Source organism: Actinopolyspora mortivallis, assembly GCF_003001495.1.
GTDB classification, from domain to species: Bacteria; Actinomycetota; Actinomycetes; order Mycobacteriales; family Pseudonocardiaceae; genus Actinopolyspora; species Actinopolyspora mortivallis_A.
On sequence record NZ_PVSR01000011.1, the window covers coordinates 1 to 22,438 of the forward strand.

The window sequence follows — 22,438 nt, forward strand, 5'->3', positions numbered from 1 at the left end:
GTGCTGGGAAGCGCTGTTCCGCGGGGAAGGGTGGGGCAGGCGGGTTCGTCCGCGGCCGCACGGCACCGGCGAGGCGGTCCAGCCGTCGGCTCATCTCGGTGATTTCCTCGGCGACCGCTTCCAGGGTGGGGGGATCCGGCTCGGACATGTCTTCAACATGGTGTGTGAGGCCTTTGTGCGGGAACAGTACGAATACTCAGATCCCCGGCCACGTCCCTGAGTACTCGGTCGTTTCCCGGTGCTGTCGACCCTCGTCGGAGACGGGGAGTCGCTCACGGTGATGGAAGACCGTGGTGAGGAGGAGGTTCCGCCCGTGTTCACCGCGCGTCGGAGAGCCCGGCGGAGGCCGTGAGTCCTGCGGGTGTGCGCCGACCGTCGCGAACCGTCGGAGCGGACCACAGCGGGGCCGGGGCGCTTGGTCCTTCCTCGTGACGGGATCTCCGACGGGGTCGTCTCGCTGAGTTTTAAGGTGACATGATCGTGTCTTCGTGATCACGAATCGGCAACTTCGTGAACCACATCTCGTGTAAAGCGACTCGAAGGTCTGTTTTGTTGCTCCGAACGTCGGATTCCCCCGTGCTCAAAATGAGTATTGTTCATATTTCTGGCTGCCTCGATGCTGTCTGTCGGTCTGTCTTGATCGGTCTGCCGTCGGCGAGACCGAGGAGCACGTGGGAGGTAGTCGAGTGCGCACGTCCCCTCAGGGACGCCTGTTCAGATCACTGGGGGTCACTCTCCTGGTGTTCGCAGTGCTGGGGTCTCCGTTGAGTCAGTCCATCGGTGTCACCGCACGAGCCGCCGCAGCCGAGCCGATCACGGCGGCGGCGACCGAAGCGGCCGCGTCCAGGGCGGCCGCTCGGCAGGATTCCCGGGTGAAGGTCACCGAGCTGACCACCCCCACCACACAGGTGGGAGAACTGGCCGGACGTCCCCTGGGAGCACGAATGCACCGGTGATTCCTGTAAGGATATTCAGAACTCGCCGACCTTCTGGACGACCAAGCGCCTGTCAAAGATCACCACTCAGGTTCGGACGGATTCCGGATTCACCGATGCGGACTCCTGGACCCTGCGGCACGAGTTTCCCGACCCGGGAGATGGCGAAACACCCGCGTTGTGGTTGGACGGCATCACGCACACCGGCCACATCGGCGGTTCTTCGATCAGTTTGCCGGAGGTCACCTTCGAAGGTGTTCCGAAGCCCAACAGGGTTTACGCCGAGGACGGGCACGCGGCGCTGATCCGTTATCGCATCAGCGCGATCGTCTCCGAAGTGGGTGGGGTGCTCTCGGTCAAGTACGCCGAACCGGAGTGCGAGCACGGTGTGACCATGCCGGACAAGCCGGAAACGAACACCCTGCGCTGTTTCCCGGTCACCTGGTCGGCACCGTACGTCTCGAAGCGCACCGACTACTTCCACAAGTACGTGGTCGAGTCGATCACCGAACACGACCGTATCGGCAGCACGGCCGGTTCCGTCACGAAGTACGAGTATCTGGACGGGGCCGCCTGGGCGCAGAGTACCTCGGCAGTGACCTCCCAGGAGGACCGGAGCTGGAACGAGTTCCGCGGTTTCGGTCGGGTCCGGATCCGTACCGGCAGTGGTGAGGACGGGCCGGTGACCCTGACGGAGAAGCACTTCTTCCGGGGAATGGACGGTGACGCGCTTCCCGACGGGGGTGAACGTGAGGTTCAGGTCACCGACTCGGAGGGAAACAGACACACCGACCACGAGTGGCTGCGCGGTTTCGAGTACGAGTCCGTCACTTACAACGGTGAGGACGGGCCGGTGGTCGACAAGACCATCACCGAGCCGACCTGGCAGGGGCCGACAGCCAAGAATGGTGATCTCGAAGCTTATGTGGTCAAACCCGGCACCAAGACCACCTACACACCGCTGGAAACCGGTGGCAGACGTGTCACCCGCACCGTGACCAGCTACAACGAGCAGGGGCTGGTCACCAGGGTCAACGATCTCGGCGATGTGGACGATCCCACCGACGATCTGTGCGAACACACCAGCTACGCCCGCAACACCGAGAGCTGGTTGCTCAATCTGCCGAAGCGCGAGTGGACCAACTCGGTGACCTGCGGACAGGAACCCACGTTTCCGCAGGACGCGGTGTCGGACACCCGCACCAGTTATGACGGCGGAAACGTGGGTGACCCACCCACCTCCGGCAATCCGACACGGGTCGAGGAACTGTCCGGCTACAGCGCGGGTTCCCCGGACTACATCACCACGGCCAGGAAAACCTACGATCCTCACGGTCGGATACTGACCGAGTCCGATGCGCTGGGGCGTACCACGACCAACAGCTACACCCCGGAGCTGGGTGGGCCGCTGACCTCGAAGAAAGTGACCAACCCCGCCGGGCACACGAACACCATCACACTGGTTCCTGAGTCGGGCAAGCCGCAACGCAAAGTCGGTCCCGACGGGCGTGTCACCGAGATCAGCTACGACACCTTGGCGCGCAAGACGGCGGTGTGGTTGCCCAACCGTGAACGGGCGGACAGTGAGAGTCCGAACTACCGGTTCGAGTATCGTGTCGCCCGCGAGAAACCGGTGGTCGTCACGACCGAGAAGCTCAACGCTTCCGGCAACTACACGGTGACGAACAAGATCTACGACGGTTTGCTGCACCTGCGCCAGACCCAGACCCAGGCGTCCGGCGGGGGCAGGCTGATCACCGAGAAGCACTATGACTCACACGGTCGTGTCTACCGTTCCACCGAGCCGTACTTCAACGACAACCCGGTGGACAAGAAGTTGTGGCGGGCGGGAAGCGCTGGTGACATCCCCGCGTTGACTCGCATCGAATACGACGGTGCCGGGCGCAAGACCGCCGAGGTCTTCATGGCCGGCGGGGTGGAGAAGTGGCGCACCGAGTACGGCTACGGCGGTGACCGCAAGCATGTCACCCCGCCACAGGGCGGAACGGCCACTACCACGATCAACGACGCTCGTGGGCGCAAGATCGAGCTTCGCCAGTACGAGGAGCCCACACCCACCGGTGAGTACGACGCGACGAGCTACACCTACACGGACGCGGGACAGCTCGAAACGGTCACCGATCCGGGTGGGAACACGTGGCGCTACACCTATGACCTGCGTGGGAACAAGACCAAGGCTGAGGACCCGGATCGCGGGGCCACGACCTACTCCTACGACGCGGCCGGCCAGCTGGTGGCCGAGACGGACGCCCGCGGCGAGAAGCTCGTCTACACCTACGACGAACTCGGGCGTAAGACCGCCACACACTCGGGTTCGCGCGACGGGCCCAAACTGGCCGAGTGGGAGTACGACACAGCCCTGCAGGGCACGGGTGAACTGGCGGTCGCGACACGCTGGATAGACGGTAACGCCTACCAGCGAAAATTCGCGGGATACGACCCGTTACGCAATCCGATCAAGGCCGAAACCGTCATCCCCGACTCCGAAGGAAAGCTCGCCGGGACCTACACCTCGTATTTCCAGTACGCCCCGGACGGTTCCCAGGACAGCAGGACGTACTCGTCCGTGGGCGGACTGGCCGAGGAGACCGTCAGTCACACCCACGACGATCTCGGCAATCTCCTGACCACGTGGGGAACGATCGGTGACGATCCCGAGTACGTTTCCGACACCCGCTACACCTCCTACGGTGAGCTCGCCCGTGTCCAGATGGGCGAGGTCGGCAACCGGGTGTGGCAGTCGTACTACTACGACGAGCACACCAGGCGCACCAAGCGCACGATCGTGGACGCCGAGGTGCCGGATCCGATGCAGGCCGATCTGGCCTATTCCTACGACCCGGCGGGCAACATCACCTCGATCGCGGATCAGCCGCGTGGTGGTGTGCCGGATGTGCAGTGCTTCCGGTACGACCACCTGCGTAGGTTGACCGAGGCGTGGACCACGGGTTCGCGGTGTTCGCAGGATCCCACGACCGAGGATCTGGGTGGCCCCGCGCCGTACTGGCGCTCCTACACCTACGACGAGGTCGGCAACCGGCTCACCGAGACGCGTCACTCCGCCGCCGGAGACACCGTTCGCGAGTATTCCTATGACCAGGGGCACGCGTTGACCTCGGTGTCCACCGACGGCACGACCAGCGGTGAGTTCGGATACGACGCCACCGGAAACATGACCGCTCGGAAGGTGAGTGGTCGTGACCAGACATTGGAGTGGAGTGCACGAGGGAATCTGACCAGGGTTTCCACGCCGGACGGCAACAGCACCGAGTTCGTCTACGACGCGGACGGCCAGCGGCTGCTGCGTCGCTCGCCGTCGGGCACCACGTTGTACCTGGACGGCCAGCAACTACGGCTGGATGCCGAGAGCGAAGAGCTGTCGGCAACGCGCTATTACCAACACGGTGACAAAACCGTGGCGATGCGCGAGTCCGGCGAGGGGCTGACCTGGCTGGCCTCGGACCACCAGGGAACCTCGAAGCTGGCGATCGACGCGGAGTCCTTGGAAACCACCAGGCGACGGTTCCTGCCCTTCGGGGCCTCCCGCGGCGATCAGACCGAGTTCCCCGGGGAGAAGGGGTTCGTCGGGGGCACGATCGATGACTCGGTCGGGCTGACCACGTTGGGTGTGCGGCAGTACGACCCGAGCATCGGACGGTTCATCTCCGTGGATCCGGTCATGGATCTGACCGATCCGCAGCAGATGCACGGCTACACCTACGGCAACAACAATCCGGCGACGTACTCGGACCCCAGCGGGAAGTTCTTTATTCCGTTCGTCCCGAACTTCGTGCTCAATTTTTTGAATTACGTCCTGAACTCCATGATGCATTACGGGGATCAGGGCTCTGATCGGCATTTTGTCGGCGGCGGTGGTTCCCAGCGCCGTGCCGGTGGAGTTTCCGGGGCTCGTGCCAGGGAGGAGAAGCCGGACAACGGTTCGCGGTTGCCGACGCTCAAAGAGGTCGGGCACGGCTTGTTGGACGCGGCGGGGATGGTGCCGCTGGTCGGCAATGTCGCCGATGGCGCCAACTGTGCGTGGTATGCCGCCGAGGGGAAGAAGACTGACGCCACGCTCTCGTGCGCGGCAGCGGTTCCCGGGGCGGGTCAGGGCGCGACGCTGACCAAGTACGGCAAGCGTGCCTGGAACGCTGCCAAGGGGCTGTGGAAGAAACTGACTTCGCGGCGCAAGCCCCGGTGTGTGCCGAACAGTTTCGTTCCGGGCACGGCGGTGTTGATGGCCGACGGCTCGCATCAGCCGATCCAGGAGGTTGATGTCGGGGATCGGGTGATGGCCACCGATCCGCAGACAGGTAAGACCGAACCTAAGCGGGTGGTGGCCACGATCACCGGCGAGGGCGAGAAGGATCTGGTCGAGGTCACCGTCGACACCGACGGCGAGGCCGGGGACGAGACCGGGGTGGTCATCGCCACCGATGAGCACCCGTTCTGGGTGGACGACCGGGGCCGTTGGGTCGACGCCGAGAAACTGCGAAACGGTGACCAGCTCCGCACTTCTGACGGTGAGTTGGTCGAGGTCACCGACACCCGTCAGTGGACCCAGACCCGGCGGGTGCACAACCTGTCCATCGCCGGCATTCACACCTACCATGTCCGAGCGGGACAGGCAGACCTGCTCGTTCATAACCAGGGAGACTGTGAGCTATATAATGATGCTGAAATAAGTGGGATTCTGCGTGATGCTAGTTCCGGTAAAGGTAACTTTGGTCTTGGCGAAGCAACATACGACCAGGCCATGAAAGCAGGAAGGTCTTGGGTTGGAGAAGGATATAAAGTCACAGGAAGAAAAAAAGATGTTTTTCTAAGCAAGGATGAATTGCGACAGTTTCGAGTTCCTTCTGAAAAGCCAAGACTTGGTAAGATGCAAGCCAATTTTGAATACAGAAATTCTCCGCGGGGTAAGTGGCAAGCTAATGGGCATCTTGATATAAGGGGGAGATGATGAGGGCGACGATCAAAGATTATACTAGTCCTGATATTGATTTGGACGAATTCTTTCCGGAAAATCCTGGAGATTTTGGATTTTTGCTGCAGATATATGTTGGACCTCGAGGTGAAGAGTCTCAAGAATCGTTCGAAGTTTTTGTCTGTACTTCTAAATGGATTGGCAGGTGGGTGAGTAACAATGGACCCTTGGTTGGTAGAGGATTGTTGCTTGTGGAAGAATATTCGCTGAATTCGATAAAAAATTTTTTGGAAAAAATTGTCGAATCTTTTGAGTCTTATGACTGGGAGGATATGGCAAAAAAGATAAGTAGGATAGGTCGCTGGGAATTTGAGGAATATTGACTTATTTTAATTGAAAACAATTTATTAATGGTACTCATATGACTAGCGGAGCTCCTGGAATTGAACAGGATCAATGTGCTGTACTGGCAGGAGCTCCGCTAGAAAAATGTTTTAGGCTGATCCAAACAGCGTTCCATCGATCCGGATGTGTGAAATAAACATCATGTTTTTCGGGAAGAGTCAAGAATTGATGGACAGGGAAAAACGCAGAAGCACTTATATAAGAAATTCGTCATATATCCATTGAAGCTTATGCACTGAGCTGTTTACCAAGTCTCTTGGAGTTGCCGGAGTCCGATGATGATGTGAGGATTCGTTGACGATGAACGAGTGGCCAGCGGTATCGAGTGGACAGGATATTCCAATTTTTCATGTGGGCGACGGCGTGTTCGATCGGGTAGCGCAGGAAAGCTATCGTAGTATTGACTTTTTCTCTATCGAGGTCGAGTTTTCCGTTTTTTAGTGCTGTGGTGAGTTGAGTGATAACACTATCCCAGATACCCGAGATCGCCGATGGTGTTGGTGTGATTGAGCGTCTCGTACAGTGATGAGTGCCGGAACACCGTGAGGTCATGGGTGGCCCCGGGAAAGATCTCCGAACACGCGAGAAGGTTCCCTCGGAGATCGGTGATCAGTTGAAGACGAACGACGTAGCGTCGATGCTTTCCCTAATACAGTTTTTTCTGATCGCGACGATTTCCAGTGGGGATGAGTGCACCATCCACGAGGGTGACTCGTCCGTGGAACTCCTCAAGCGTGGCGTGTGCCTCGTCCACCGTGTCGGCCAGGACGAGATCAATCCGACGCATCACCCGCGACATCGTCGACTGGCTCGTATTTCGGAACGCCGCCAATTGTTTCTTGGTCAGATTTTCTCCGATAGAACTCCACCGTCACCACGAGAGCCATGAACAGGCACCGTGTTCCTCGGTCCCATCGAATCAACCCGCTGATCCACTCAGCCAACCAGCATAGCTGGTCCTCACTCAACCCTGTTGTATCCTCGTAACGTAACGGTCTTTCCGTGGCATACTGTTTGTCCTTGGTCGAACAGCATGATACCGGAAAGACCGTTGCTTCTTGTGTCTATCCCCACTAATCACCACACCTGCATAACCTTCATTTATTAAGTGCGAGTAAATTATCTTTCTGAAATCCTTGGTTCGATATAGCCGCGTGGTACTGGCGAGAAAGGAGGGCGGGAGCAACGATACTTTCTGATTTCCCTCTTAATATCCATAGCCGAAATCCACATCGCATGGTTAACTTGCTGCGTACAATAAGTATGAAAATATTTGGGGATTTTGCTATTAATGCTGATGAGCGATTGAAGGAGGAGGATCCTGAAAGGAGTGTCGAGCCGTGACGTGGAGAATCGAGATGCTCCGGGAAAGTGACGAAGAGCTTGACTGGAAAGTCGATCTTGTCGGGGTCACGCTCGCTGTGCTGGAGAGGGAGTTGTGGTTCAGTTAGATGATTTCCAGGTGAGCGTGGTGGCATAAGAGCAACGATTTTCCGGAGTCCTGTTTCGTGCGGAGGTATGCGCACATCAAGGGAAAATCGTTGCTCTATATTTCTGGGATATTGGTGGTTTCGCGGACGGTTGGGGAGGTCGGGGTGTTGTTGCTGTCTCCGCGAAGGTCGTGGCCACGATTACCGGGAACGGTGCGAATAATCTGGTCGGAGTCACCGACACCCGTCAGTGAACCCAGACCCGGCGGGTGCACAACCTGTCCATCGCCGGCATCCACACCTACCATGTCACTGCGGGGAACACCGACCTCCTCGTTCGCAACTCCAGTGGCTGTCCTGATCTGGACGCTCTCTCTCAGAGCGGGATGCGTGCGGCTAAGGGAAAAACAACTCATGCAGGACGTGAGTGTCAGAAGCATATGCAACGAGGAGATCTCCCCGTGGTTCCAGGTAAACAATTAAAATCAGCTGGGCAGGACCTGCTGGATGATATTTTGACGAATCCGAAAACGACTAGTTATCCTGTAGAATCCGGCAACTTCGCTGGCGGTTATCGGTATGTCATGCCGGATCCAGCTGGTGGTCGCGGAATAGGTGCGACTTTCGACGCCAATGGTCAGTTCCCGTACTTTGGGAGACATTGGAAATGTTGGTAATCCATCCATGGGATGTTCGGCAAGATGATGACGTTGTTCTCGCCGAGCTTCGAGGGTGTTTCACTGGGGAGGTGGTGAGAACGGTTCGCTACGTGGTGCTCCGGGAAGAAAGGTGGCCCGAAGGGCATAGGGCGGATAGAGTTCACGAAGTCGACATGGCCGTTGAACTGAGCATGGAAAGCGGGTCAGTGCTGACCCTTTACTGGGATATGGATGGTGTTAATGAGGGCATAGCATCGGATTTTAGAACCTCCGAAGAAAAGAGATTTATTTTTCCTGGTCATCCTGTTGATGTGACAAGTCGTGCCGACTGGAACAAATTTATTGGTGTGCCGGTTTCGGACATTAATTTGGCTTGGCATGTCCCAAATGAGAGATGTGCGCAAATGCCTTGGTCGTATCACTTCGTGTTTTCTGATGATGTGAGCCTGGTGGTTGCTCTGGGTGAGGATGAAGGATCGGGTTTGGCGTACATGCCCGATGCTCTAGTTGTGATTCTTGACAAGGAAATAGCAATCAAATATAAGATTCCAGCAAGCAAAACTTCTTCATGTGGATATCCTTAGAGTGCGTCTTGTGTGGGTGTTTTGTGTAGCAGGTGAGGCTGGCGGCCGAGCGTGTGGCGGGGTTCGAGGGGCAGGTGGGGGCGAGGCGTGGTGTGATTGTTCGCTGCCGGAGCCAGGTGCGCAGCGCATCGTCGTCGTAGGCTGTGTCGGCGTGGAGCATGGTGGAGGATTCGCCGTGGCCCCGCCGGGAACGGACCTTCGGGGTCGCGTTGACCAAGGGTTTCGTCCCGTTGCTGTCGTGGGTGTTGGCCGCCGAGACCGCCATCGCCAGCGGGAGACCGGCGTGATCGGTCAGCAGGGTGGAGCGTCGAGCCGGACGTGCCTCGATCAACGGGGCTGGGCCCGGATATCGATCCTCTTTTTGGGCGCGCGCCGCGACCACCGATCCGCCCGAGCACTCGTTCTGGGGATGAGCGGGTTGGTGGGTCGATGTCGCGACGCTCAAAATCCGCGACGAGCCCCAGGCAGTGAGTTGGTTGAGGCCACCGCCCCACCAATGAGCCCACGCCCAACGGGTACACAATCTTTCCACAAACATGCTAACGAATGCAATACCTTCAGTGTTTCACGAAAGCGCGAGGTGTTTTTAATGCGGGTGAAGTGTGTAGACGAAAAAGCTAATTCGATCGATCCGCGTTGGAATGAAAGGTATTTTCCGAACACTATTGATTATCCGCTGACCGTCGGGAGTTCGTATACGGTTTATTCCGTGAGATTTATCGAAATAGGGGTCGAGATTCTTATTGTGGATGATGGTCAAAGGCCTGATTGGTATCCTTTTGATATGTTTGAGTTGATTGATAATTCCCTGCCGGTGGACTGGGAGGTCGGCAACTTGAAAAACGACGAAGGGGAGAATTGGGTTTTTTTTGGATATCCTGAAATGGTGCAAGACGAGGATCATCATGATCTTTTGATAGAGCGCGATATTTCCGCGTTGAGAATTTTCTTTGGCTACGTTGACAAATATAAAGATATCTACTGAAGGTTATGCGTGTGTGGTGATTGGTGAGGATTGACGCGAGGAGCGATGGTCTTTCCGGTATCGTGCTTTTCGGTCACGAACGAGCAGTACGTCGAGGAACGACCGTTGCTTTGCCCGGATACCACAGGCAGGTGTGAGGGCTCGCTGTGCTGGTTGGGCGAGTACGTGGGGTTGACCCAATGGGATCACCTCGCGCCCAAAAAATCCATTTTCGCGATAGGCACCTTAGTGGGAAGCTTAGGAGGCCGTTTATGAAGTCAGACATGACGGTTCGAGATATTATGCGTGGAAGTAAACCAAAAAATGACCCGTCCGGCCTCCCGGGTGCTGTTCGCTGGGACACTCCTGGTAGTCTAAACGGAAGCGAAAGAACGTGGGAATTAGTGATTGGCGCAAATAGAAACACAATAATGCACCACAATTTTTCTGGTGGTAAATAAAATGATTGCTGTTGCCGAAAACAAAGAACCGGTGGAGGGAAATCTGTATTACGCAACGGAGGATCTTAGTTTTTGTTTCAAACCTAAAAAGTTGTACTCCTTTAGTACCTCTTTCGGCGAAGGAGGTGTCGCCAGTTTGCAAATAGGTACACTCCAAGTGGAAATTGAATCAGAAACTGGTAGATGTCTTTTTGTGTGGGGATATCATCCATATTTCCAATGGGAAAATTTGAGTTTGATGGTGCCAGAATATTCGAATGGAGCTGTTTACTATATCTCGAAGGGAAGGATCGCGAATGGCGTTTCAATAAATTTGCCTGACTCAAAAGAGTGGGTGTCGTACTTTGACAGAAAAAGCAATTTGCTGTGCGTCACAAACAAAAAATATCCCATCCGGAAAAATTATAAGATCGCGACGGGGGTGATTCTTGGCGTAGAAGATTGTGAATTGTGTTCTATTTGGTTGAATCCTGTATTCAAATAAATAATATTCAGGGTCAGAAAGCCGTGGTGGAGGTCGGTGCGGTATTCCCAGGGAGTGGCCAGGCGTCGGAACTGGTGTAGCAGAGCCCGGGGTGTGTTCGACGATACAGCGTACGGGCTGGTTGGTGTCGCGGGTAGCACGGATGGATGATCAACGAACGGATCCCTCGTTGCCGCCGCAGATGTCGGTACGTGTTTTTGTGTGCTCACCGTGGCCGGATTGACCACGGTGTGACCTGCTCGATCTCGCCCTGAGTGTCGAGCTCATTCACCGTTCGGTGCAGCCGAAGCAACATCCGGCCTAGGGACATTGCTGAAACCAGCGGTGTACCGTGGGCCGTGGCAGGAGAACGAGGGTGGCAGGTCTGACCAGGCACATCCGTTGGTCAGCATGGATCCACGAGTGCGGTCAAAACTGCACCGTCATCCGTTCCGAGCTGTCCTGCCACCCTGTGGCCGCTGCGCGATCTCCGGAATCAACGGGTGAACCAACTTCCCCGAGTACTCATCCGGCACCAACCGCCGGGACCACCGATCCGCCCGAGCACCCGTTCTGGGGGATGACCGGGACGGTGGGGTGATGTCGCGACGCTCAAAATTCGCGACGAGCTCCGCACTTCTGACGGTGAGTTGGTCGAGGTTACCGACACCCGTCAGTGGGCCCAGACCCGGCTGTTGATGGTTGGAGTAGAACGGAAAAAGGGTTGAACTTTGTGCATGAAAAAGATAGGATGAGACATCCTTTTCTTTAGGAAGAAAAAATTCATGATGGGTGGGGTGCAGACTATTACATGCCAGGTTCAAAGAGAGCTGACATCAAAATCAGACCAGGAGTTGACTGATGACTGATGCGGGTTCGATCGCATTCGATCGAGGGGAATATCAAAGTATATATTCATGTGTTTCTGCTGTGTTCAACCTGGACCTCAGGTTGCCGGACCAGGTTTTTAAGAAGAATCAAGGTGATTCACTTTTCAGTGAGTTCTACGGAGTTCTCGCTACGGAACTTTGGCCTACGCTGCGCGAGTTGGCTCGATGGAATGGGGACAGCCACATAGAGTTGTTGGTTGTAGAGCCGTCCTGCGAGAATTTCTACTTTCCTGAGTATCGGATGTACCCTGCTCTGTCGTTGTCAGTCGACGCCGAGGAATAGGATTATTGGGAGTTGGTCGGCTGCGAGCCTAATGGTGAAATATTGGGATCGATCGCGAAGTCTGCGGGGGTCGTCGCTATCAGCGGTCGCTCCGGTAAGTGGGGGTGCTGGGGAGAAAGGAATGATGAGATAGCTGTGTTCCAGGGATTTCCGGAAAGTGATGTGCGGAACGAATGGTGGACGCAGTACGGGCCTTTCATGGAGGTCGCTGATGCGTTGAAGACGTACGTATACCCGGCCCCGGCGAAACGGACTGTTTCGGAAGAGTACGCCACGACCTTGATGCCAAACTACAGTACTTCCTAGGGCGCGTCACCCTGACATGTTCGGAGATCTTTCCACACCACACCGAAAACGGAAAATCGATCCCGACAGAGAGGAAGACAACGCGACGATAGCGTTCCTACGCTACCCGGCCGAGCGCGCCGTCGCCCGCCTGAAAAACTGGAACGTCCCCGTCAGCCGATATCGCCTCTCACTCGTTCATCGTCAACGAATACTCCACATCATTACCGGGCTCCGACGACTCCAAGAGACCTGGTAAGCAGTTCAGTGCATAACCCTCAGTGTTCCGCGAAAGCGCGAGGTGTTTTTAATGCGGGTAAAGTGTGTAGACGAAAAAGCTAATTCGATCGATCCGCGTTGGAATGAAAGGTATTTTCCGAACACTATTGATTATCCGCTGACAGTCGGGAGTTCGTATACGGTTTATTCCGTGAGATTTATCGAAATAGGAGCTACGATTCTTATTGTGGATGATGATCAATGGCCTGATTGGTATCCTTTTGATATGTTTGAGTTGATTGATAATTCTCTGCCGGTGGACTGGGAGGTCGGCAACTTGAAAAACGACGAAGGGGAGAATTGGGTTTTTTTTGGATATCCTGAAATGGTGCAAGACGAGGATCATCATGATCTTTTGATAGAGCGCGATATTTCCGCGTTGAGAATTTTCTTTGGCTACGTTGAAAAATATAAAGATATCTACTGAAGGTTATGCGTGTGCGGTGATTGGTGAGGATTGACGCGAGGAGTGATGGTCTTTCCGGTATCGTGCTTTTCGGTCATGAACGAGCAGTACGTCGAGGAACGACCGTTGCTTTGCCCGGATACCACAGGCAGGTGTGAGGGCTCGCTGTGCTGGTTGGGCGAGTACGTGGGGTTGACCCAATGGGATCACCTCGCGCCCACTGCCGGCGGGCCTCCTGCCTTGGTCCAAGGGCATTCCACCGCTCTGGGAAATCGACTGCCTCATCCGGGGGTTACTCGGCTGGCTGTGGGAAGAGCACGGCTTGTCGGGGGTCGACGTGTCCTCCGTTGTCGGGGATCAACGAAACGAAAAGAGGTTGGTGTTCTTTCTTTCTCGGAGGGCGGATCCGGACGAAGACGCGGACATCAACCCACTGGTCTCCTCGGAGGGGCTTCGGTGGAGAGAGGCCTCGTGCCGCCTCCGGAACCAGGGCAAGGGGGCTGGGCGGGGATGTCGGCGGAGAACGCCGCGGTCGATGTTTCTGCACGGGGCGGCTTATTTTTCTGGCCTCTCACCAGGATTTGACGCGGAATTGATGCGTCGATCATTTTCGGGGACTGGGTGAATTACTAGGATCAACCGGGTAGTGATACGTGACACCGCGTCCGACCGACGGATGACGGTCCCGGGTGGAACAAGGAAAGGTGGGGAAGTGCCAACCGCGAAACGAGTCCAGCTTGTTCTGGATGTCATGTGCGCGTGGTCCTATCTCGGTTACAACCGTCTGCTTCACGCGCTCTCCCAGTACCGTGCGGAAGGTGGCGAGGCGGAACTCTCGTTCCGCCCCTACCAGCTCGCCCCGCACGTGTCCTCTCGGGGAGAACCCGTTCTCGACGCGTTGCGGAGAGGGTTCGGAGAGGCCGCTGCCGCCGAAACGAAGCGTGTGGCCGCCGTGGCGGCCGACGAGGGAATCGAGCTGCGTTACGACCGTGCGATCGCGACCAACACGTTCGAGGCGCATCGTCTGATCGCCTCGGCGTCTCACCAGGGACTGGGCGAGCCGATGGTCGAGCGGCTCTTCCGCGCGCACTTCACGGACGGTGTGAACGTGGGCGATCCGGACGCGTTGGCCGGACTGGCCGCTGAGGTCGGGGTCACCGCGCCGAGCGTTTCCGCAGACGAAGTGCGCGCCGCACTGGACGAGGTCAAGAGCTCGGGGGTCACCGGAATCCCGGTGTTCCGCTTCGAGGGGGGCGAGACACTGACCGGATTCCAGCCGACGGAGGCGCTTCTCGGTGCGCTGCGCGGAGCCGACCCCTCCAGGAGGGGAGGCTGACTTCTCCGGAACGACGGAAAGCAGCTGATTTCGACAACCACGTACGAGTACGGAGCCACACCGTGAATAATTCGAGAATGTTCCGCCACGCCCTCGGGGTCGCGGCGGCCGGACTGCTGTTGCTGAGCAGCGGAGTCGGTACCTCCTCGGTAGCGGAGGCCGCGGTGGACACCGGAGGAGAACACCGAACCTCTCCGACGAGTGTTCGGGAGACACGCACGCTCCGGGTCTCCTCGACCGCGGACTCGCTGCGGGCACCGGAGTCCACCACACCCGGACCGACCACGTTCCGGGTGGACACGACAGCGGAGGACTCCGGATGGATAGGGCTCGCCCGGTTGCGCGAGGGTGCTTCGTGGCAGCGTTTCCGTCTCGCCCTGAAGCGGACCCTCTCCAGTGATCCCTCGAAGATCGTCGAGGGCAGCGCCGAGCTGAACCGTTCGGCCGAGCTGCTCGGCGGTGTCGTCATCCACCCGGGGGAGCCGGGGGTTTTCACCCAGCGACTGCGGACGGGAAGCTACGTCCTGTTCGACTACAAGGACGTCGTGCGCACCTCGGAACCCCGTCACGCCGAACTCGTGGTGAGCGGGACGGCGCGGGGGGACGTTCCGCGGGCGACGGCGACCCTGGTGTCGAGGACGGTCGCCGGTGTGGGGCCTCGTTTCGAAGTGCATGGGACAGTACGAGCCGGTTGCCCCGTGCGATTCGTGAACAGGATGGACCAGCAGATCAACGAGGCCGTGTTCTTCCCCGTGGGGCAGGATGTGACGCGCGAGAGGCTCCAGAGTTTCTTCGAGTCCTTCGGCGATGACGGCGAGTTTCCGGCGAATCCCCCGGTCGACCCCTCCAGCGGGCTCGGAGTGCTGCCGCTGTCCTCGGATGAGTCCGCGGTGTTCCAGGTGCCGCTGAAACCGGGTCGCTACGCCGTACTGACCTTCATCAAGGACGCCGACGACGGGGTCCGGCTCGGGACCAAGGGGCAGTACGAGATCATCCACGTCGAGTAGGGACGTCTTGGAACACGTGGTGGGGCCGGCCCAGCGGCCCCACCCCCCTCCTGGTCTCCTCGCTTCACCGGAACAGGTCGAGCCGACCGAGCTCACGACGGGAGGCCACCTCCAGCTTGGGGTAGGCGTTGGAGAGGTGGTAACCGACGGTCCGGGGACTGAGGAACAGCTGGTTTCCGATCTCGCGGTTGCTCAGCCCCCTGGCGGCCAGTCGCACGACCTGGAGTTCCTGCGGTGTCAGCCTCCCCAGCAGGTCGGGCTCGCCCCCCGACGGGGTGATGCTCTCGCCGGTGGCGCGCAGTTCGATCCGCGCCCGTTCCGTCCAGGGATCGGCACCGAGTCGTTCGAAGACCTCCAGGGCGGAGCGCAGCGGCGTCCGCGCCTCGCTGCGGCGCTGGGCGCGGCGCAGCCATTCGCCGTAAAGCAGTTCCGTGCGGGCGCGGTCGAAGGGGCTACCACCCTGCTGATGCAGCTCGACTGCCCGCACATAGCGCTGTTCGGCGTCCACGTCGTCACCGACCAGAGCCCGACAGCGCAACGCGATCGCCCGTGCCCACGGTTTCCCGAGGTCGGTGGCCCAGGACTGGTACCAGTCCTGGGCTTCCCGCGCCCGCTCCGGTTGTCCCAGACGGACGGAGGCCTCGACGAAATCGGGGATGCTGCTGAGCACGCCCTGACGATGGCGACCGGCGACGACACCCGCGATCCGCTCCACCGCCGACTCGTAGCGGCCCAGACCGAGATCGAGCAGGCTACGGGCTCCTGCGGCGTGCGTGGTCCCCGGAGCGATTCCCCGGGAGAAGGCCTCCTCGGTGAGAGAGCAACACCGTTGTTCGTCCCCCGCCACGGCGGCGAGCTGGGCGAGCACGGTGGACAGATAGACACGCACCCTGTTCTGCCCGGTGTCCTCGGCGACGCGCACTCCTTCGGATGCGCTGGCCAACGCCTCGTGGTGCTTGCCGATGCTGAGCTGCGTCCGGGCGAGCAGCATCAACACGAGCGCGAGCACACCGATCGCGCCCCGGTCGCGGCATTCGCGCTCCAGGGTGGTCGCCAGCTCGTGCGCGGTCTCGAACTCCCCGAGCAGCAGGTGCCACCAGCCGAGTTTGGTCCGGTCCCGCAACCGTTCCAGACCGCTTCCGGAGTCCATGTTGTCCACCAGCTCCCGCAGCGCGGAGGTGCCGTCGGCGGCGCGTTCGTCCGCGTGGCGGTTCTGCTCCGCGATCACCCGAGTCAGTGCGCGGACACGCTCAGTCCCTGGAAGTCGCAGGTCTGCGGCTTTGTGCGCGGTTCGCTCCACAGCCGTGATGTCGTCGGCGTTCCAGGCGGCCACCGCCGCGTGGAAGCACAACCGACCGGCGGTGTCCGGGTCCTGCTCGGCGGCCTTCGAGGCCGCCTCGACCAGCATCGTGTGCGCTGTTTTCGACTGGTCCTGTTCGTCGGCCACGGAGGCCCGGATCAGCGTCATCCGGGCCAGGGCCACGGCGTCGGTGGTGTGGCCGGCTGCCTCCTCGGCGAGGGCCACGGCTTGGTCGAGTTGACCGGCATCAGCCGCGGCCTGGGCCGCCGCCTCCAGCCGAAGTCCCCGGTCTCGGGGGCGCGGGCTGAGTGCGGCGGCACGTTCGTAGGCTGTGGCGACCGTGGCATAGCCACCGCGTGCCCGGGCGTGCTCGGCGCTTCGTTCGAGTTTCGCCGCGACGTCCTCGTCCGGTCCGGTGGTGGCCGCCGCCCAGTGCCAGGCGCTGCGGTCAAGGTCGGTCGGCGAGCATCGCGCCGGGGAGTCGAGCGTCCGGGCCAGGGCGCGGTGGATGGTGATCCGCTGATTCGTCGGAACATCGTGATAAGCTGCGGTGCGGATCAGCGGGTGACGGAACACCAGGCGGTCTCCGTCCACCTGGACCAGGAGGTTCCGCTCGGCCGGCTCCAGGTCGTGCACGGAGGCCCCCAGCTCTCTCGCCGCTTCGAGGATGACCGCGAGATCCCCCGTCTCCTCGGCGGCGCCCACGAACACGAGGTTCCTGGAGTTTTCCGGAAGGGCGGCGATCCGCTCGGCGAACATCCGCTGAATTCTGTTGGGAGTGGACAGGGCCCTCGCGCTGTACGGGGAGACGTACATCGTGTCGCTGCGTTGGGCCGCGGGCATTTCGAGCAGGGCCAACGGGTTGCCGCGTGCCTCGTTCAGCACCCAGTTGCGGGCCTGCAGGGACAACTCGACGGTGCTCTCGGACAGCAGCTCCACAGCGGCCGAACGGGGCAGCCCGGAAAGACGCAGCTCCGGCAGTCCGGAGGCGGGAAACTCCGGCGCGTGGACGTCCCGGGCCGCGAAGAGCAGCACGACCCCCTCCGCCTGAAGACGACGCGCCGCGAACAGCAACGCGTCGGCAGACTCCTGGTCGAGCCAGTGCGCGTCGTCCACGAAGCAGACCAGTGGACTCTCCTCGGCCAGGTCGGCCAACAGGGTCAGTACGGCGAGGCCGACCAGAAACCGGTCCCCACCGGAGGCGGGGGCCAGGCCGAGCGCGCTGCGCAGTGCCCGGGCCTGCACTCCGGGCAGTGTGTCCACGCGGTCCAACACCCTTCCGAGGAGCAGGTGCAGACCGGCGAACGGGATCTCGCCCTCCGCCTCGATGCCATTGCTGCGCAGCACACGCATGTCCCCCGCGGCCGCGACGACGTGCTCCAGCAGCGCGGACTTCCCGATGCCGGCTTCGCCGCGGAGTACCAGACAGCCGCTCCGGCCGGCCCGGGCTTCGTCGAGTACGCGCTCGACCGCGGCCATTTCCTCTGTCCGTCCGTACAGCATGACTGGATTACCTCGGAGGGGTGTCGGGTAGTCTCTCGCCTCCCCGGGCGGATGACGATCTTGGATCCAAGCGTATCCGGAACGGGCGGCGGACGGTGGCAGCGCCGGTCACGTACGGGACCACGTCCGTGCGGTGGAACGCCGGCATGGGCCGAGGGGCGGATCACCTCGTGACGGGCCGGACGGGCTCCGGCGACGGTGCCGGTTCCACGTTCGGCGGGGAGTCCCACGAAACGCGGGTAACCAGCAGCAACACCAGCACGATTCCGGCCACCCCCGCTGAGGCCAGGTAGGCCGCCGGGATGGATGTGGCTCTGACCAGGGGACCTAGCAGCAGCGGTGAGGCGAACTGCCCGGCGAAGGTCACCGTCCCCAACACCGAGGTCGCCTGCCCGCGCAGCTGTGGTGGTGCGGTGTCCCCGACCAACGAGGTGATAGCGGGCAGGGCGATACCCTGGCCGAGACCGAGCAGTGCCGGTGCGGCGGCGATCAGCAGTGGATGGCTCGTGGTGGCCAGCAGCAGGAAGGCCGCCACCCAACTGGTCAACGTGATCCTGAACAGGGTCTCGTAACCGAGGTGGGCGCGCATCGTGGCGTAGACCAGACCGACCAGACTCATGACCGCGGACATGGTCACGTTGTACAGCGAGACCAGCAACGGTGCTTCGATCCCGATCTGGGACAGGCGCTGGGGCAGAAACACGATCAAGGCATACATCAGCACCGCGGTGACCAGCTGCATTCCGTAGAGGCCCAGCAGCAGGGGACGTCGGCGCCACAACCGGAGCGTCCCACCGCGGGCCACGCGAGCGCCGCGGCCTTCCTCCTCGTTCGACGTGAACGGCAGCCCCAGCACGGCGAACCCGAGGGGGACGCCGACGAGGTAGATCGCGAACGGCGCGTGCCAGGAGAAGCCGCCGACGGCACCTCCCAGCAGCGGCCAGAGCACCCCTCCGAGGCTGGTGGCCGTCGCGCGCCACCCCATCACGCGATCGCGTTCCTCCCCGCGGAAGAGGTTCAACAGGGCGACAGTGGTGCCGGTGAACACCGCTGCCGCTCCGAGGCCGAAGAGGAGACGGGAGGCGATGAGCGCGGGGTAGGAGGAGGTGAGCACGCCGGCGCCGCCGGCGAGGCCGTAGAGCGCGAGTCCTCCGGCTAGGGGGAGGCGAACCCCCCAGCGGTCGATCGCCCATCCCCACAGCGGGCTGCTGAGGGCGATGACGAGACCGTGGGCGGTGATGATCAGGCCGGCGGCGGTTCCGGTGACACCGAGATCGCCGCGTATCACTTCGAGGACCGGCGTGAGGATGGCGCCGGCCATCACCGCGAGCGTGGAAGCCAGCAGCAGTGTGACCAGGGCTGTTTTCCGGTGCGTTGCCATCAGATCTTTCCCGCGGGGGCGGGGCGCGGAGTCTCGACCGGAGCGGGGGCGGCAAGCCCGTGATTGGTCATCCGCAGGGCGTGCTTGTTCAGGGACATGAAGGGCTGGATGAGGCCGTCGACGAAGATCAGGAAGACCAGAGTGCCGAGACCGACGGGCCCACCGAGGACATAGCCGACGCCCAGCAGCACGGCCTCCACGGCGATCTTGGCGCCCCAGAAGGGGAACTTCCAGCGGGTGACCATGGAGATGACCAGCAGGTCCATGGCGCGGATGCCGATGCCGCTCATGATGATCAGTGCCGAACCGTAGGCGCACAGCAGCGGCCCGAGCGCGATCGCGACCAGCGGGGGGATGGCGGACAGGTTTCCCAGCAGGATCAGGTCGATCAGGCTGCCGCAGAGGAAGAACGTGACGAACGGACTCACGACCGGCCGCCGCTTGTTCCACAGCGACCATGTCGTGATGCACAGCAGAGCTATCAGTGCCTGGGCAAGTCCGATGGTGACGGGGAAGTGTTCCTTCATGCCGAGGGAGAGCACGTCCAGCGGGTCGGCTCCCAGCTCGGAGTGGATGAACAGGGACGCGCCGGCGGCGAAGACGAGACACCCGAGGAGGTAGCCGGTCAGCCGCGTCGGGGCGGGCCACGACAGGGAGGGGGCGGTTGATCGTGTGCCGAACATGTGGTTCTCCGCTTCCGGGAAAGCGGTCCGGCGCGCAGCGCCGGACCGCGTCGGGCAGATCGTGTCAGTCGGCGAAACCGACGTAGTTGCCGTCGGGGTCCTGGACCCAGAAACTCTTCCCGGTGTCGTGCCCGGCGATCTCGGTGGGACTCTCGTCGATCAGCGCCTGACGGGCGGCCGAGAGATCGGGGGAACCGGTGAAGGCCAGTGTCACCGTGGCGTCGCCGATCGGGCTGGCCTTGCCCAGGACGAACTCGCCGCCGATGCCGTCGTCGAAGGCGATCCATTCGGGCATGTTGTCCTTGGTGACCGTGAGCCCGAGCTTGTCGCGGTAGAAGACCGCCATCGCTTCGAGGTTTTGGCACTTGACCAGGCGGACCATGAATTTTCCGAACATTGTCGTGCTTCCTTTTCCGGTTCGGGTGCGTTCCGGCGCGGGACGGGCAGGGGAGCGGAACGGTGGGGGATTCGCCTTCGGGCGCACGTGGCCGTTCAGGTGGTGTAGGGATGGTGGGTCCGCGCGGTGCGGAGGGCGCGAGCCCACCAGGTGAGCTGGTCGAGCATGGTTTTGGCCGCGGCGTTGCTGGTGGGGTCGACGGGGCTTCCGTCCTGGTCGAATTTCTCCCAGGCCATGTGGAAGCTGACTCCGTCACGGACGGTCACGGCGTGCATCTCGGCGAACACCAGTCTCAGCTGTTCCACTGCCCGGAGCCCTCCGGACATGCCGCCGTAGGAGACGAATCCGACCGGCTTGGCTCGCCACTGGGTGTAGTGCCAGTCGATGGCGCTTTTCAGGACCGCCGGGAAGCTGTGGTTGTACTCGGGGGTCACCACGACGAACGCGTCGGCGGACTCCAGACGTGGGCTCAGCCTGTCCAGCATCTCGGTGACACCGGGGTCGGGGTGGGAGGTCAGCGTCACCGGAAGCGGGGTCTCGGCCAGGTCGATCAGCTCGGTCTCCATGCTGTTGTGCTGACGGGCCTGGTCGGCGAACCAGTTCGCGACCGTGGGCCCGAACCGCCCCTCGCGGGCGCTGCCTACCAGCACGGCAAGGCGTGGATGTTCCTCGGACATGTGATCCTCGCTTTTCGGCGGGGTGCGGTGGTCCTGCGGGTGAGGTCCGCACGTTTGCGATCGGCGAGGTTGAATCTACGGAGAGCCGGCCGGCGTCCGCCTCTGTCAACCGACCGGGTTTGGATGACAGGGTCTGTCGGGGCTCACTTCGGGACGAACCCGGTCATCCCCTCAGTCCTTCCGGGAGGAGTTCCCGCGGGGGTGAGGCCGGCTGTTCGGTGAGGCGGAACGCGGGCTTGGGAGGGGCGCCGCGGGGGACTCGTGTCCGAGCCGCACGTTCCGGAGGGGCGTCGGAACCCGTGTGAGAGGGCGGAGTGCGGTCGGGCGCGCACGCGGGAGAAGCGTGAACGCGACCGGTGTCACGAAGCGCCTTCGCTGTTGAGGGCGCGGTCGAGCAGCGCCAGCAGTTCCGTCCAGTGCCGTTCGGCCGCGTCCCGGTCGTAGCTGGCCGTGTCGGCCTGGGTGTAACCGTGCGCGGCGCCCTCGTAGACCTCGGCACGGTAGCGGACCCCCGCCTCGGTGAGCGCCCGGTCCAACCGCTCGATCTGTTCGGGCGGCAGCGCGTGGTCCTGGTCGGCGTGTCCGAAGTACAGCTCGGCGGTGATGTGCTCGGCCAGCCGGTGCGGGCTGTCCGGGTCCTCCGTGGCCAGGTTCCCGCCGTGGAAGCAGGCCGCGGCGGCGACGCGGTCGGGATGGGCGGCGGCGGTGCGCATGGCCAGTGCCGCGCCCATGCAGTAACCGGTGACACCGACGGGTCCGTTGGCCACCTCCGGGCGGGTGGTCATCCATTCGAGGTAAGCCCCGGCGTCGCGCACCGCCCGCTCCGGAGTGAGTTCCCGCATGATCGGGCCGATCCGCTCGAAGATGTCCGGGCGCTGGTGCGGGTCGATGAACTCGGGCAGCTCCACCACCGGAGTGCGCCCGTGCCGGTAGAACACGTTGGGCACCACGACGGTGTAGCCGGACGAGGCCAGGCGGTCGGCCATGGCGGTCAGGTGCGGACGGATCCCGAAGGCGTCCATGTACAGCAGCACACCCGGGTGGGCGGCGGTGTCCTCCGGATGAGTCAGGTAGGCGTCGGCCACACCGTCCGCCGTGGGAATGTCCACCGAACTCGTACGTACGGCAGTCACGGGCCGCTCCTCTCCACGCCGTCGACGTC

Annotated in this window: 16 protein-coding genes and 1 pseudogene; 9 read left to right on the forward strand and 8 right to left on the reverse strand. The window is 61.2% G+C overall.

The genetic code is table 11. From position 1 onward, the window contains the following. Positions 1 to 686 precede the first annotated feature (686 nt). The 3 genes from CEP50_RS09085 (at position 687) to CEP50_RS09095 (ending at position 6,266) form a co-directional block, all read left to right on the forward strand. Positions 687 to 956, forward strand: a complete 270-nt coding sequence (locus CEP50_RS09085) for a hypothetical protein (protein ID WP_106113503.1) — start codon at positions 687 to 689, stop codon at positions 954 to 956. Positions 957 to 1,119: 163 nt separating this feature from the next. Next, positions 1,120 to 5,919 carry a polymorphic toxin-type HINT domain-containing protein gene (locus CEP50_RS09090; protein WP_219905402.1) on the forward strand — a complete coding sequence of 1,600 codons (4,800 nt, stop codon included), beginning with the start codon at positions 1,120 to 1,122 and terminating at the stop codon, positions 5,917 to 5,919. Continuing rightward, positions 5,919 to 6,266, forward strand: a complete 348-nt coding sequence (locus CEP50_RS09095) for an immunity 8 family protein (RefSeq protein WP_181188297.1) — start codon at positions 5,919 to 5,921, stop codon at positions 6,264 to 6,266. Before CEP50_RS09090 ends, CEP50_RS09095 begins: the two co-directional genes overlap by 1 nt. A 488-nt stretch (positions 6,267 to 6,754) precedes the next feature. Here the strand turns inward: CEP50_RS09095 and CEP50_RS20875 are convergent. Then, positions 6,755 to 6,922: pseudogene (locus CEP50_RS20875) on the reverse strand (transposase family protein); the annotation flags it as partial. A gap of 1,628 nt (positions 6,923 to 8,550) precedes the next feature. On the opposite strand from CEP50_RS20875, the gene CEP50_RS19835 reads away from it, so the two are divergent. Further along, the gene (locus CEP50_RS19835; protein WP_146134770.1) at positions 8,551 to 8,961 is read left to right on the forward strand and encodes a hypothetical protein; all 411 of its coding nucleotides are present in this window, start codon (positions 8,551 to 8,553) and stop codon (positions 8,959 to 8,961) included. On the opposite strand, the gene CEP50_RS20880 is transcribed toward CEP50_RS19835, so the two are convergent. Then, the gene (locus CEP50_RS20880; protein ID WP_219905403.1) at positions 8,912 to 9,226 is read right to left on the reverse strand and encodes a hypothetical protein; all 315 of its coding nucleotides are present in this window, start codon (positions 9,224 to 9,226) and stop codon (positions 8,912 to 8,914) included. The genes CEP50_RS19835 and CEP50_RS20880 overlap by 50 nt on opposite strands. 18 nt (positions 9,227 to 9,244) lie before the next feature. Here CEP50_RS20880 and CEP50_RS20095 point away from each other — a divergent pair, with 18 nt between their 5' ends. From CEP50_RS20095 to CEP50_RS09120, 5 genes are all read left to right on the forward strand, one after another. Next, on the forward strand, positions 9,245 to 9,946 hold the full coding sequence (locus CEP50_RS20095; RefSeq protein ID WP_181188304.1) for a hypothetical protein: 702 nt from the start codon (positions 9,245 to 9,247) through the stop codon (positions 9,944 to 9,946). A 429-nt stretch (positions 9,947 to 10,375) separates the two neighbouring features. Next, a complete protein-coding gene (locus tag CEP50_RS19845; RefSeq protein ID WP_146134773.1) occupies positions 10,376 to 10,870 on the forward strand; it encodes a hypothetical protein in 495 nt (164 codons plus the stop codon). Between the two features lie 1,867 nt (positions 10,871 to 12,737). Then, a complete protein-coding gene (locus tag CEP50_RS19850; protein ID WP_146134774.1) occupies positions 12,738 to 13,013 on the forward strand; it encodes a hypothetical protein in 276 nt (91 codons plus the stop codon). Positions 13,014 to 13,704: 691 nt separating this feature from the next. Then, positions 13,705 to 14,328 carry a DsbA family oxidoreductase gene (locus tag CEP50_RS09115; protein WP_181188299.1) on the forward strand — a complete coding sequence of 208 codons (624 nt, stop codon included), beginning with the start codon at positions 13,705 to 13,707 and terminating at the stop codon, positions 14,326 to 14,328. A 62-nt stretch (positions 14,329 to 14,390) separates the two neighbouring features. Continuing rightward, complete coding sequence (locus tag CEP50_RS09120; RefSeq protein WP_146134776.1) at positions 14,391 to 15,335, forward strand: hypothetical protein; 945 nt, start codon at positions 14,391 to 14,393, stop codon at positions 15,333 to 15,335. Positions 15,336 to 15,399: 64 nt separating this feature from the next. On the opposite strand, the gene CEP50_RS09125 is transcribed toward CEP50_RS09120, so the two are convergent. The 6 genes from CEP50_RS09125 to CEP50_RS09150 all read right to left on the reverse strand — a co-directional run bounded on the left by CEP50_RS09125 (position 15,400) and on the right by CEP50_RS09150 (position 22,409). Beyond that, positions 15,400 to 18,138, reverse strand: a complete 2,739-nt coding sequence (locus tag CEP50_RS09125) for an ATP-binding protein (RefSeq protein WP_106113508.1) — start codon at positions 18,136 to 18,138, stop codon at positions 15,400 to 15,402. Between the two features lie 163 nt (positions 18,139 to 18,301). Further along, positions 18,302 to 19,519, reverse strand: coding sequence for an MFS transporter (locus tag CEP50_RS09130; protein WP_106113509.1), 1,218 nt, complete (start codon positions 19,517 to 19,519; stop codon positions 18,302 to 18,304). Then, entirely contained in the window at positions 19,519 to 20,202 is a 684-nt protein-coding gene (locus tag CEP50_RS09135) for a YczE/YyaS/YitT family protein (RefSeq protein WP_106113510.1), read from the reverse strand. Before CEP50_RS09135 ends, CEP50_RS09130 begins: the two co-directional genes overlap by 1 nt. A gap of 64 nt (positions 20,203 to 20,266) precedes the next feature. Then, a complete protein-coding gene (locus CEP50_RS09140) occupies positions 20,267 to 20,599 on the reverse strand; it encodes a VOC family protein (protein ID WP_106113511.1) in 333 nt (110 codons plus the stop codon). 95 nt (positions 20,600 to 20,694) lie between these two features. Further along, on the reverse strand, positions 20,695 to 21,276 hold the full coding sequence (locus CEP50_RS09145; RefSeq protein ID WP_106113512.1) for an NADPH-dependent FMN reductase: 582 nt from the start codon (positions 21,274 to 21,276) through the stop codon (positions 20,695 to 20,697). 359 nt (positions 21,277 to 21,635) lie between these two features. Then, a complete protein-coding gene (locus CEP50_RS09150) occupies positions 21,636 to 22,409 on the reverse strand; it encodes a dienelactone hydrolase family protein (RefSeq protein WP_106113513.1) in 774 nt (257 codons plus the stop codon). Positions 22,410 to 22,438 lie beyond the last annotated feature (29 nt).